Raw genomic sequence first — 13,209 nt, forward strand, 5'->3', positions numbered from 1 at the left:
ACATCGAATATTGAATATTGAATATTGAATATTGAATATTGAATATCGTATATCATATATAATATATGGTATTACCATCAGTTTACCCCTTCCTTCACATTTGTCAATCCTTTTTTGAGCCAAAATTCTGATTAATTTTCAGAAAGGCGCCTTTTTTAAAAGTGTCTCTTTTATATGCAGCAAGGTAATCGCACCAAAGCGATTACCTTGAAGTTTTATAAGAACATCAGAGCATGAAAAAACTGCTGAGTCATGTAGCTTCCAGGTCTCTCCTGACTTTTCTGAGTCTTGCTTAGAGCAGTCCGACCCAATGATACCAGGTAAAGCAGGATATCACCTGCACGATAATGGCTACGAAGGTGTACGAGGAAAGCAGCTTGATGGAATCTTTGGTTGTGAAATAGCCCAACCCCATCAAGGCCAGAAAGGGCATCATCATATAGGGGAAAAAGGCGACGGTATCGGCGCTCATAATGGACATAAGGGTGGGACCCAGCGCCGGCAGCTGCATGGAGTCAAAATAAGCCGCTACGGCGGGGGTAAAAGCAGCCGCGGCTGTTTTGCTTTCAACCAGAGGAATATGAGCAACAACGCCGACCAAATAGGTGATGGCCCCCATCATCTGGGTGCTCATATCCGGCCTGATAAAGGAGCCCAGAAAGATTTTGCCGATCCAGGCCGCCACTCCCGTCTTGCCCAACACCGTGCCGATGGTGATGGCCGCCCCGGAAAAAATGACGATGGGAAACTGAATCTTCTTTAACTGCTCTTTGGTAATTACGCCAAAGCCCGGAGCACAGAACAAAGCCGCGGAAAATATGGCTACCCCCCAGGAAGGAAGATGATGCCAGCGATCAGTGGCCCATAAGCCCAGGGTGATGACTAAGTACAGCAAAGCCCGTTTCTCGATAATGGTCATGGGTCCTAAATTGGTAAAGTCCTGATTGGCATTTTCCTTTTTCGCGGTTAACACATAGTCCTCCGGAGGAAACAGCTTCCAGGCCACAAAAATAGCGATCAGGGTCGTAATGACGGTGGGAACACCGAACCAAAGAATCCACTGGGACCAGAAGATCTCGATCCCCAGCATTTCTTTAATAATTCCCGCTCCGAGGATATTTATGGCAATTCCTGTCAAGATACCGAAGCCAAAGGTATTTCCGGCCAGGTAGGTTATGGACATGGCCAGTTTTCCTGTATTTGTCCCCTGCACATTCCCTTTGACAAAGACGGCCGCAACGCCAATGGCAATGGGATAGATGATTAAAAGCCTCTCTACTCCGGCCGGTGTCAGGAAGGACAGCAAAGCACCGACCAGAACAATAATTCCCATCATGGATTTAAAGGAAGTCCCCGAAAAACGCATGAGGCTGCAGGCGATCCTTTTGCCGATACCGGACTGCTCAACCGCCGTTCCAAAGACCAGGGCCGCAAAAATAAACCAAACAATGGCATCTCCATACCCGGAAAATGCTTCCACCGGGGTGGCCGCACCTGTAAAAACAAAAAAGGTGCTTAAAAGAACAGCAGTTATCTCCACAGGGTAGACCTCAAAAATCCACAGCACAATGGCCGTCATAGTCAGGGCCAAGGCCATGCGCCCTTGGGGCCCCAACCCTTCCCCCAGAAACCAGATCAGGATACCGAGGAGAATCGCTCCGACCAAGCCATAAATTTTTTTCCTTGTCTCATCTTGCACTTTTGCCGTTATATCGTGTTGTTCTTTCATAACAGGATCAAGGTTATCCATCTTCCATTACCTCCCATTCCCTGCCTTTTAAAATAAGGCATCCAACGAATAAGCGCCCGGGCCCAAAACAAAAAGCACCAGACAAATCGCTAAAGTACCCAGGGGTAAATCCATCCCGTCAAAAATTGCCTGAGTATCCATATACTTTGCCCATGTGGCGACGACCATTTCCAGAGCAAGCAGCAAAGCAATCCATTGGGTCATAAAACCCAGCAGCAAAAGCGGCACCGCAATCAACTGACTCCATGAAGTGATATAAGAGGCCAGCAAAGGAAAGGGAATGCCGCGTTCGGCAAAACGTTCGGCCGATCCGCGAAATTTTTGTTTTCCGAAGGATTTAAACCAGCCGTGAGAGGCAAAGACTATGGCAGCCAGAATACGAACGATCACCAAGGTCAAGTCGGAGAAACCGTGTGTAAATGAGAAAAAATGTACTAAAGAAGACATAGACAACGACCTCCTTTCTCCTTATCAATTTGCCTTCCGTCGATACTGACATATTACCCTGATATACCACGCATACGAATACCGGTCAGCTTCAAATCCTTGGGCATTTGCCTTAGAGCGTTTTTAAAGATCCGATTGTGCCAGACCTCCCTCCTCTTAGTGAAGAAAGATTCAAATCCATCTTCAAACCTTTTTTCCGAGATACCGTTCACTGCAATATATCATATATAATATATTATATATGATATATTGATTTATGCTCTTTGTCAATGTCAAATTCAAAAAAATGCAATCTTTCAGAAAACGGCTGTCGGGCCTGATATGCAAAAAAGGCTTATGCCAAGATATCGCCGGCAATCTTAGCATAAGCCTCTAAAGGTTTCCCTCTTTTAATTTTCCTACTGATTAAGAAAGTGTTTTAAGTACGATTCATTAAGTAAGCTGCATTTGGATACTTTGATTACCCGAATTATGAGTCCAAGTTTTCTTTGCGCTGCAGCTTTCGATAGATCGTCCGGCGATTAATCCCCAGTTGTTCCGCGGCCGCGCTGATATTGCCGTCCACAGAGTCCAGCACCCGTTCAATCATTTTTTGTTCAGCTAAAGCCAGCAGTCCGAATTTATTTTCATGTTCCATAGCTTCCTCTATGATCTCTTCGGTGGTGTTATTCAGGTAGTAATCCTGTATTTTCTCAGGTAAATGTTCAAGCAAAAGTGAAGACTGCTTATCGAGCATGATTACCGCGTGCTCCATCGCATGCTCCAGCTCACGCACATTGCCCCGCCATTTATAACTGAGCAGGGCATTGATAAATGACCAGTCCATATCGATCGAGGAGCGGGAATATCTTTTCTCCAGCCGTTGAATGAATTCTTCAGCCAGGAGTATTATATCTTCCTTGCGTTCTCTGAGCGGCGGAAGCTCAACTATGAACGTGCTGATACGATAGAACAGGTCCTCACGGAATAAGCTTTCATCAGCCTGCTGCAGTAAATCGGTTTTGGTAGCGGAAATCAAGCGCACATTGACCGGAACTTCTTTCGTGCTTCCGATTTTCTGGACTTTTCTGGTTGATAGGACTCTCAGGAGTTTTATCTGGTCCTTCAATGGCATACTCTCAATTTCGTCCAGAAAAAGTGTCCCTCCTGACGCAGCTTCTATTTTTCCGACCTTGCCGCCTTTCGAAGCACCTGTGAAAGCTCCTTCCTCATAGCCAAAGAGCTCACTTTCCACCAGTTCCCCCGGGATCGCCCCGCAATTTATCGCGATAAATGGGCCGCCGCTGCGGCTGCTTGCGTTATGAATCGCCTGAGCAAACATTTCCTTGCCTGTTCCGCTTTCTCCATAAATCATAACCGGCACATACGTATCCGCGATTTTCTCGGCTGTATTTTTTGCTTTCTGAATTAAAGGGCTTTTTCCTTTAATATGATTGAATGTATACAGATCATTTTGGGCTTTCATGAATACCGGCAAGGATTTTTTCCGTCCCTGCCCGGTATTTTGTTTTTTTCTGATTTCAAGCAGATCCACCATTTTTTCATTACAAAAATTGATCGTTTCTTTTTTGCTGCCCAGGGCGATCCCTTGCGGAAGGCAATTCATAATCTGCTCCAGTTGTCTTTCATGCCCGAACGTAAGCGGCCAGTACAGGTGGTCAAATATTTTGGCAATCAAGGAAACCATATGAAACGCTTGTAGGCTTAATTCCGGATAATGATACAAAAGGACTACATCCCCAATCAGCTCGTTTTTCTCATTATGAATTGGTGCCGAAGCCCCGTGTATTTCTCCGAAATTTTTCCTGACATAGGTCTGGCGATAATAAAAAGGCTGAAATATGACAGCGGGTTTATCTTCGTAAAGGGCGATGCTGGAGCTGGTTGTTCCACTGTTCTTCTCCGAACAATCCATTAAAGTAAGTGGGGACTGGCCCAGAAGCTGGCAGATTCCGTCTCTGGTCTGCAGTTTAAATAAAAAGTCACTTAAATCAAAAATTTCAAAAACGCTTTGCAGATAAAACTCATATTTCTTTACTGTATTCAGGAAAAACTCTTTCTGCTTCGGGTTTTCCACGACGGAGAGGGTTAGGTCATAAGGATCAAGCCTGTAAGCTCTGCATCGTTTCCAGGAATCGAGATATTCCTGGGGAACGACAGAATTGTCTACTTCCCGGCCTTCCTGAAAGCGGTTCCATTGATCGTTCACCTTGGTAAAATATCGGGAATTGACTTCGCCGAATTGGATCATCTGTAATAAATCATACATCTGCATAATTTTCTTACTCCTTTTCTCCAATATTTTACAAAATATTTCTAAATATCAAAGCATATTACTATCGTTCATGTGACAATTACTACTTTCACAAGTAAGGTTTGTACTTTTTGCCACACTTCACTCATCATATATCTTAACTGCATCTCGGCGCAGAGCCCTGAATCTGCCTTAAAATCCGTATTTTAAATATGTGGCACAGGTTTTGCATATTTAACGAGACGGAAAGGGGGCGTGATGATTTATCGTAAAAATACAATTGGAGGTGATATCGTCTTATTTCACCATATATCGTACTTTTTCACAATATCATAAAACAATCACGAACACCATTATTAACTCCATTTTTTGTTATTATCATCTTGTTTTTTGTTAACTAAGGAGGTTAAAAGATGTCAGAAAAACATGGGAAAACCAATAGTAAAAACCTTTCCCGAAGAGATTTTTTACGCAATACCGGTATACTTGCAGGAGGTGCTGTTCTTGGTACAGGTCTCTTAGCCGGATGCTCGGAAGGTGCAGCAAAAGATACTCCGGCTCCGGCTGGTGAGGCGTGGGATTATGAGGCCGACGTCATCGTCTGCGGTACGGGCCCGGCCGGCCTCGCCTGCGCAGCGGCGGCAGCCGAAGCCGGAGTGAGCGTCATCGCCATTGATTCCAATGACAAGATAGGCGGCAAGGGCATCCTGGCGGGCGGCAACCTGGGTATCGGCGGCGGCACCCGTATGCAGATCACGGCCGGTTTCGAGGAAACGGCGGAAATTATCTATGAGGACCGCACTGTCCCCAACCTGCGTACCGACAAAACCATGGTCGTTGAAACGGTGGATGGCCGCGAAGTGGAGATGGGCCAATGGCGCAAAATCTCAGGCGCCGAGGACGGCGAGGGCATGGCCCGTGCTTTCGCGGACAACAGCCTGGACACCTGGAACTGGCTCGACATTATGGGCGTTCCGTTTATTAAGGCCAATGTCAGTCAGATGGCGGCGGTCTATCGCGGTTCGCGCTACTACTCTACCACAAGCCCCCGCCTCGTGGATCGCGAGAATGGCAAAGACGGCGATATGCAGGCAGGCGGTGCCGGTCTGTGCTGGCCGATCTATGACACGGCGGTGGACAACGGCGCCCAGTTCATCCTGAACTGCAAGATGACCAAGATCCTGCGTGCCGAGGGCGACCGTGCCGGCCGCGTCATCGGCATCGAGGCCACCCTTGACGGCAAGACCGTCCGCATGAAAGGCAACAAGGCTGTCTTCCTCGGCACCGGCAGCTGGAAGGGATCCACGAAACTTAAACAGCTCTTCCTCCCCTGGCTCGCCAAATACCCGCATATCAGCGGCGAGCCCTATGTGTGGAATGACGGCAACGGCATCGAAGCTGCCCTCGACGCCGGAGCGTCGCTGTCCACTGACCGCGGCAGCGACTGGCACGGCTGGCACCGCCATCCCGGCACACTCTGGCACAGCATCAAAATGCCCTTCGGTCTGCCCGGCACCGCCGAACCTCTCGACAGTGAGTGCATCTACGTCAATGCCGAGGGTAAGCGTTTTATGAATGAAGAGATCGGCGAAGACAACCCGGCCTGGGTAGGCGGCTCGAAACCTTTCTATTTCGCTCAGCTTTGCGCCGCCCAGACCACGGACAAGGACGGCCCGGTGGTCTGGATCATTCTCGACGAGACCTCCCGTGCCAAGCAGGAACTTAAGTTCATTGTTGGTGAGACCGTCGAGGACTTCATGTACGGCACCGCCGACACACTTGAAGAGCTGGCAGCCGCCATCAAAGTGCCCGCCGATGCTTTGGCGGCCTCAGTGACCCGCTATAACGAGCTCGTGGGCAAAGGTGCGGATGAAGACTTTGCGAAGAAGCACCTCAACGCCAAGATCGCTGCTGCACCCTTCCACGCTGTCAAATGGGGTATCCAGAAGCACAACACCCTAGGCGGTGTGACCATCAACCCCAAGGCTCAGGTGGTCGACTGGGATCTCGAACCCATCCCCGGCCTGTATGCTGCCGGCGAGAGCGCGGGCAACATGGATCTGATCGGCCTGGCCAAACCCATCGTGTTTGGACGCATTGCCGGCATGACCATTGCACGTGAGGAGTAGGGTCCCCATGAAGATGACATCTGTAAAGAAAGTACCTGATACCAAGGCCATCGGGGTGGTTATGATTGTAATCATGCTGTTTGCCCTGACTACCCTTGTCTTCGGCTGTACTCCCAGCACCGAAACCGGTACGAAGGGCAGTGCCGAAACAGGCGCGAAGGACAACTCCCCGGAAGCTCCAGCGAACGACCCCTATGCTGTCACGTTCACCTGGGAGACCAATGCTGATTGCAGTGTGTGTCACCAAAAGGAACAGAATTCCTTTGCCGACGCCACCACAAAGGCAGGGGTTCACTCCACCCTCCCCTGCTCGACCTGCCATACGGACAGCGCCCTTTCTACCGTTCATGAAAAGGTAACGAGCGCCTCCAAGACACCGATCCGGCTGAGGTCGACAAAGGTTGAACAGGCTACCTGCCTGAACTGCCACGAAAACCTTGAGAGCCTTGCGCAAAAATCAGCCGGCACAACTGTTCTTACCGACGCCAAAGGTACGGTTGTCAATCCGCATGCACTGCCCGAAACCAGCGACCACGCCATCATTTCCTGTGTTAGCTGCCATAAGATGCATACCGCTGAAGCAGTGGAGAAAACTGCGCAGGATCTTTGTATAAGCTGCCATCACGAAAAGGTTTTCACATGCTACACCTGTCACGATTGATCTAAGCGCACTGGAGCACGGGGTCCCACGCGGACTCTCGTGCTCCAGCAACGCTGCGGATGCGCTTTGGAGATTTCTGCAAAGCTTAATTTAGTCCGGTGCATCTTTAAATAAATCGTATATCTTTAAGGCAAAGTAAACGGCTGTTCGGAATTCATAATTATCCAAGGACTCCGGAAGCAGGGTCTGTATCTTTTTTAAACGATACGTTACCGTATTCGGATGAAGAAATAGTTTTTTTGCAGTATGGGTGATATTGCCGTCAGTCATGACATAGGTTCGTAACGTCTCCAGCAGATCGCCATTATTTTTCCGATCATAAATAATAATTTCAGAAAGGTATTCCTTATAGTAGGCACTTAATTCTTTTTGATCCTTTATATTAAAGAGAATCTTATAAATTCCCAGTTTATTGTAGCAGGCAACTGGCCTTAAGCTATGAATGGTCTCCAAAATTTCAATGACTTTTTGAGCTTCATCATAACTCTTTTTTAAATATTGAAATTCTGGATAAGCACCGCCAATCCCCACCAAAAGACAGTCTTTACCGAAGTCTTTTTCTAAATCAGCGGCACATTCCTTAAAGGCCTTTTCAATTTCAGCACCGATTGCCGATATATCTTCAGGTCTGAAGGGGATTAAAAAAGTGTATTCTCCTCCGCGATTGCTCATAATGCATTGCCCAAAAAGAGTTTTCAGTTTTTGCATAATATGCTTTTCGATAATGGTTTCGGCCTCACTATCCAAATATAACCGGCCTTTATTATTGTAGTTAAGCAAATTCATCCGTACCACAGAAATGGGGTTAGACCAGTTAAAACCAATCGGTAAATACTTTCTTAGGGATGCCATTAAAAGACGCCCTTGAACCAAGGCGTCGATGGCCTGTTGAGCTTCTGCTCTCTGTGTTTCAGTATCAATCATCGTTTTGACTAATTTTAAAGCAATTGCCGTAGCTCCATGTTCGAGAACCACAGCATCCGAATGGGTATAGGGTCTGACGGTTTCAATCAATGTTATGAAGCCGTAGATCACATTGCTGGAAAAAATCGGGACGATCATAAACCGGGCAGGAGACTTCGGTGCCTTCATTTCAAGGGCTTCAGGGGTTCTATTAAGCGTTATCTTTTTATAATAATCCGAGCAGAGCATATATTTCTGAAATTGCGGGGACAAAAAGTAATTATAGACAAGCGCATCTTTTTCCCCATCCACTCCAAACTCCGGAATCCCTTTGCCGATAATATTAAAGCGGGCATCATTGACAATAACCGGGTTTTTAGTCGATAATGCCAGGGTCTGAGCGATGGACTGGACTGATTCTCCTTCGAGGACAAGTTGAGTTAAACGCGTATGAATTTCATCCATCTGTCTCAACTTCTCGATTTGTTCCTCCGTAATCCTATTCATTACTGATTCAATGACGAAGGGCCAAGTCGAATCATCCGGCAAACTAATAATGGGGAATTTCCTGGTATTGGCAATGATTTTTACTGAACCTGAAATATCGCCTAGAAAGCGGCTTGTTTTAATAGCCAGTGCGCTGGCGCCATGATGGATAAGGCTCTCAATCCAACGAACCTGTGATACTGAATTATCACGGACAAAAAAGCCGGTCGTGCAAACCAGCTCCTGACCGCGCAGCCATTCGGCAGCATCCGGAACTTCTGCAACCGTTATCGTTCTGACTAAATTATGGATACCCTCATTGCCTGCTATAACTTTAGCTTTTTCAAAGGCTTTCGTGGTAAGAACTTCTCCCACCGTTATCATTGTATCCCTCATTTTTTATACCGCCCCCCTTTGTCAAGACACGATTTTAAAAAGCTCATGATCTCCTTGGCCTGAGATCGCATCTGTCGAAAAGGCTTTTGGGAAGCTGCTGTCTTTAGTAGCATTATAACTTATGCTAAGCTGCTTTTGCGATATATTTAACTTTGAACCATTTTTTCGTAACTTCTGGGGCGCCTGTCAAAAACAATATGAGTACCGGGCACAACCGACTTTAAACGTGCATTGCAGAAATTGCAGTAAGCCCCTGTGGCATGAAGCGGTCTATTGAACAATGTGGAAGCAATGATGTTGCCTGCCGGATCAACGATGAAGCTTGCGGCATGAGGAGAATCGCCCAAAGTATCGGAGTATACTGCAAAAATAAAAATCCGGTTCTCGGCAGCCCTTGTCCGGGCTAAAGGAGCGGCCTTCGCAAAGGACATGCCATGCTGCCAGATGATTGCATCGGCGCCATTGAGCATTGAACAACGGGCAGCTTCCGGCAACAGCATCTCTTTTTCATGAAGAAAACCAATTCTGCCGAAAGGCAGCTTTCTGATCACAGGAAAATTGTTTTCCTGGATGAATGGATCCTTTTGCGGAACCGAGTCAACTGTAATGTAGCTGGCTAAAATTTCTTTGTTGTCAATTAAACGGGTCCTTGTTTGACCGTCGCTCCCTTCCGATAGGACTATAAATTGATTATCTTTTAGTAAGCTCTGGTATTCAGCAATATCTTCTTCATTTATAGATGTGGGTAAAATAATAAGATCCGGCTCTTGCTCTAACACCCGCTTAATATGTTTAATTTTAGTGCCTTGAGAAAGCTCATGATTGGCCAGACTGTTGACGATGACGTAGGGTGTTAACAGTTCAGGTATAACGGCTTCCGCCAAATAGCGATACACCGGCAATTTTATTGTTTCAGTGGCTAAAATACTGTACAAATCCGGATGCCTGACTGGCAGCTCCTCATCAGAAGTGCATTGAATCTCACCGTTGGCATCTGTGGGGATTTCTGCGGAAACTATCATATTCCGATCGGATGGGGCTTTGGCGACACATGTTCCATCAGGGCTGTACACAGCAGAACGGCCGGCATAGGTAACTGTATCGGCTTCGATCCCCCATTTATCGGCAACAGCCAGCCAGACTTTATTCTCCCGGGCTCTTGTCGCCAGCATGTAGTCGCTTTGTGCATTGCTCAGTTTATCAAGCTCCGGTCCGGTTGCCGTCAAATTGGCCAGATCAATAATGAGTTTTACATTTTCAAGGGCGACACTGCGAACCAGTTCCGGCAAGCGTGCATCTGCACAGATAACGATACCAACCTTGCCGTATTCCGTATCCGCCGTGACTACTTCCGCCCCTTGGGTGAACCATCTTTTATCAAAATGCCAGAGATTGCTTTTTGATTTTTTAGCGATTTCTTCTCCCTTTGGGTTCAATAGACTGGCAAGGTTTTGATTATTGTCAGCATAGCCGAAAGCAAGATATGTCTGTGTTTTCTTACAGATTTCTTTTAACTCGTTGAAAATTTCTTCTAAAGAATCCTCCGTATCCGGTTTTTCACTTTGAGGCAGGAAATAGGCCGGATAAACACTTTCCGGAACAATAATCAAATCATGATGTTGCGCAGCTTCCAGTATTAACTTTCTGATCTCCAACCAAGCTTTTTTAGAATTCTGCCAATCCTGAGCTTCGACTTGTAAACATGCTAATCTCATTTTACCCATCCTTTTCCCTTCATTCTCGCCTCTGCGATTTAAAACTTACAGCTCAGGCGGATTTAACTAATCCGCCGCATCTTCCCTTTCAAAACAGAATCTATACCATGCCTGACCGCGGCTACGGAACGGTCGATTAATTCCCTTTCCTCCAGCTGCAAGTCAATCGCTAATATCTTCTCCACCCCCTGCAGACCGATGACTGCGGGAACATTTAATACCAAGTCATGATAACCCAGCTCACCCTCCAACTTGATAATACACGGCAGCACATGACGCTTATTCAGCAAAATAGACTCAACCATTTGCGTTAAGGCCGCTGCAGGGGCATAATAAGCACTCCCATTACCTAATAAATTTACAATTTCCGAACCGGCATGACGTGTCCGTTCCATAATTTTTCCGATTGCATCATCGCTCAGCAATTGCCGGAGCGGTATCCCCTGAACGGAACAATAACGTACAAGAGGTACCATATCATCGCCATGAGCCCCTAGTACAAATCCTGTTACATCTTCGGGAGCCACGTTAAGTTCATCGGCTACAAAAAACCGAAAACGCGCCGTATCCAGAACACCCGATTGCCCAATAACCCTATGGCGTGCCAAGCCTGATGCTTTAAGAGCGATGTATGTCATCAGGTCAACCGGGTTGCTTAGAATGATCAGAATACCCTTGGGCGAATAGGCTACAACCTTCTGGACAGCATCAATGACAATCTCGGCATTAATATCGCATAATTCCTCTCGAGACATTCCAGGCTTACGGGCCATACCCGCAGTAATAATTATAATGTCCGAATCCGCCGTTTTTTCATAATTTGATGTGCCCGTTACCCGAACACTGGAGCGGGTCAAAGGACTGGCTTCCATAATGTCCAGTGCTTTCCCTTGGGTGGGATGCTCCTTTGCCGGTGTATCCAAGAGGACAATATCCCCTATTCCCTTCATAGCCAGCATAAATGCCGTTGTCGTTCCTGTAAACCCGGCTCCCACAATGGAAATTTTCTTACTCATGTTCAACCCCTCCTTATATGTATAAGAATTCTTATAGAAAACAAACCACTTACCTCGGTGAGGGCGTGGTTTTAAAAATATCCTATCCCTGTCTTTTAAGCACGTTTTGCAAATTGACCGTCCCCCGGCTTCCCTAACAGTTTCCCTTCGCACATAATGATTTGACCCCTTAGCAGGGTCATGACAGGTTTTCCTATGCATTCAAAACCAGTGAAGGGTGACCATTTTGCTTTGGAAAAGATGAGATCATCTTCGATTGTCCAGCGTTTCTCCAGATCGACCAGCACTAGATCCGCATCTGCTCCCACGCTGATGCTTCCTTTTTTAGGATATAGACCGAGAGCCTTGGCTGGATTCTCGGCATAAATTTGCACCAGCCGTTCCAGGGAAAGTTTGTTTTTGTTTACCGCCGTGAGCATTACCGCACTGGTGGTGTCAATACCGGGAAGCCCGAAAGGCGTTGTCCAGATCGTTCCCGCCGTTTTATGGGCCTTGGTCGAAGGGGCATGGTCCGAGGCCAGAATATCCAGTTCCCCATTCTTAACGAGTTCCATCAATTCCTGAGATTCTTGTGCCGAACGAGCCGGAGGAGTAAACTTTCCAAAGGGGCCATTGGCAGCAAGGCCATCTTCTTCAAAAAATAAGTATTGCGGACAAATCTCCGCCCGTAGTTTGGCACCACTGGCCTTTGCCTGCTGGACTAAACGGACTACTTTCGGATGACTTAAATGGGCTAAGGTTACTTGAGCTCCTGTCTCCTTGGCAATAAAGCACACATTGGCTACAGAGACTGCCTCAGCTGCTTTTGACCGCCACTCTTTGATAACATAGCCGTCATTGCGGTGGTTTCTCTTAAGTATTCTTTCGTTGTGTGCAGTTAAGGCTTCATCTTCACAATGAATCAATACCTTTCCACCAAAGGAAGCTATATTGGCAAAGGCACCATAAAGGTCCGCACTGTTCTGTCCGGGAACTCCGTGGGTGGTGCAGGTAAACATCTTAAAATAGGCGATACCTTTCTGCCACAGCTTGGCCAATTCTTCATATTGACCAGGCCATACATGGGCAGCAAAGCCAAAATCCACTAATGCTCTCTGTTCTACATAGTTCTTTTTTCGTTCAAAATCTTCAACGGTTCGAATCGGATGACTATGAGTATGTTCAATTACCGTGGTGACCCCGGCCATCGCCGCCGCACTGGTGCCATGAATGAAATCTTCCCGTTCATTTTCCCCCGGATCCATAAAATGCACATGCTGATCGATAAAACCGGGCAACACTGTGCGCCCCTTGGCATCAAGTGTTTGCTCTGAGTTGCCAAGCGGAGACGAACTTATGGCTTCAATTTTTCCGTCCTTGACTGTTATGCAGCCGTTAATCTGACCTTGCTGAGTCAGTATTTTTGCGTTAATAATTTGAAGGTCATACATATTCCACACTTCCTCAATCCTT

General features: G+C 46.9%; 9 protein-coding genes. 2 read left to right on the forward strand and 7 right to left on the reverse strand.

Annotation, left to right across the window (positions count from 1 at the left end; genetic code table 11):
* Positions 1 to 292: 292 nt before the first annotated feature.
* From BUA14_RS03605 to BUA14_RS03615, 3 genes are all read right to left on the reverse strand, one after another.
* On the reverse strand, positions 293 to 1,750 hold the full coding sequence (locus tag BUA14_RS03605) for an SLC13 family permease (RefSeq protein ID WP_072771324.1): 1,458 nt from the start codon (positions 1,748 to 1,750) through the stop codon (positions 293 to 295).
* Between the two features lie 27 nt (positions 1,751 to 1,777).
* Entirely contained in the window at positions 1,778 to 2,197 is a 420-nt protein-coding gene (locus BUA14_RS03610) for a DoxX family protein (protein WP_072771325.1), read from the reverse strand.
* Between the two features lie 469 nt (positions 2,198 to 2,666).
* A complete protein-coding gene (locus BUA14_RS03615; protein WP_072771326.1) occupies positions 2,667 to 4,472 on the reverse strand; it encodes a sigma-54 interaction domain-containing protein in 1,806 nt (601 codons plus the stop codon).
* Between the two features lie 392 nt (positions 4,473 to 4,864).
* Here BUA14_RS03615 and BUA14_RS03620 point away from each other — a divergent pair, with 392 nt between their 5' ends.
* Together BUA14_RS03620 and BUA14_RS03625 are read left to right on the forward strand one after the other, a co-directional pair.
* On the forward strand, positions 4,865 to 6,580 hold the full coding sequence (locus BUA14_RS03620) for an FAD-binding protein (RefSeq protein WP_072771327.1): 1,716 nt from the start codon (positions 4,865 to 4,867) through the stop codon (positions 6,578 to 6,580).
* Between the two features lie 7 nt (positions 6,581 to 6,587).
* Entirely contained in the window at positions 6,588 to 7,241 is a 654-nt protein-coding gene (locus BUA14_RS03625; RefSeq protein ID WP_072771328.1) for a cytochrome c3 family protein, read from the forward strand.
* Between the two features lie 90 nt (positions 7,242 to 7,331).
* On the opposite strand, the gene BUA14_RS03630 is transcribed toward BUA14_RS03625, so the two are convergent.
* From BUA14_RS03630 to BUA14_RS03645, 4 genes are all read right to left on the reverse strand, one after another.
* Positions 7,332 to 9,026 carry a PucR family transcriptional regulator gene (locus tag BUA14_RS03630; RefSeq protein ID WP_084078391.1) on the reverse strand — a complete coding sequence of 565 codons (1,695 nt, stop codon included), beginning with the start codon at positions 9,024 to 9,026 and terminating at the stop codon, positions 7,332 to 7,334.
* 146 nt (positions 9,027 to 9,172) lie between these two features.
* Positions 9,173 to 10,741 (reverse strand): nitrilase-related carbon-nitrogen hydrolase, encoded by a 1,569-nt coding sequence (locus tag BUA14_RS03635; protein WP_072771717.1) that lies wholly within the window; start codon positions 10,739 to 10,741, stop codon positions 9,173 to 9,175.
* 62 nt (positions 10,742 to 10,803) lie between these two features.
* Positions 10,804 to 11,757, reverse strand: coding sequence for a malate dehydrogenase (mdh, locus tag BUA14_RS03640; RefSeq protein WP_072771330.1), 954 nt, complete (start codon positions 11,755 to 11,757; stop codon positions 10,804 to 10,806).
* Between the two features lie 95 nt (positions 11,758 to 11,852).
* Positions 11,853 to 13,187 carry a dihydroorotase gene (locus tag BUA14_RS03645; RefSeq protein ID WP_072771331.1) on the reverse strand — a complete coding sequence of 445 codons (1,335 nt, stop codon included), beginning with the start codon at positions 13,185 to 13,187 and terminating at the stop codon, positions 11,853 to 11,855.
* Between the last annotated feature and the right edge of the window lie 22 nt (positions 13,188 to 13,209).

This window comes from Desulfitobacterium chlororespirans DSM 11544, assembly GCF_900143285.1.
GTDB classification, from domain to species: domain Bacteria; phylum Bacillota; class Desulfitobacteriia; order Desulfitobacteriales; family Desulfitobacteriaceae; genus Desulfitobacterium; species Desulfitobacterium chlororespirans.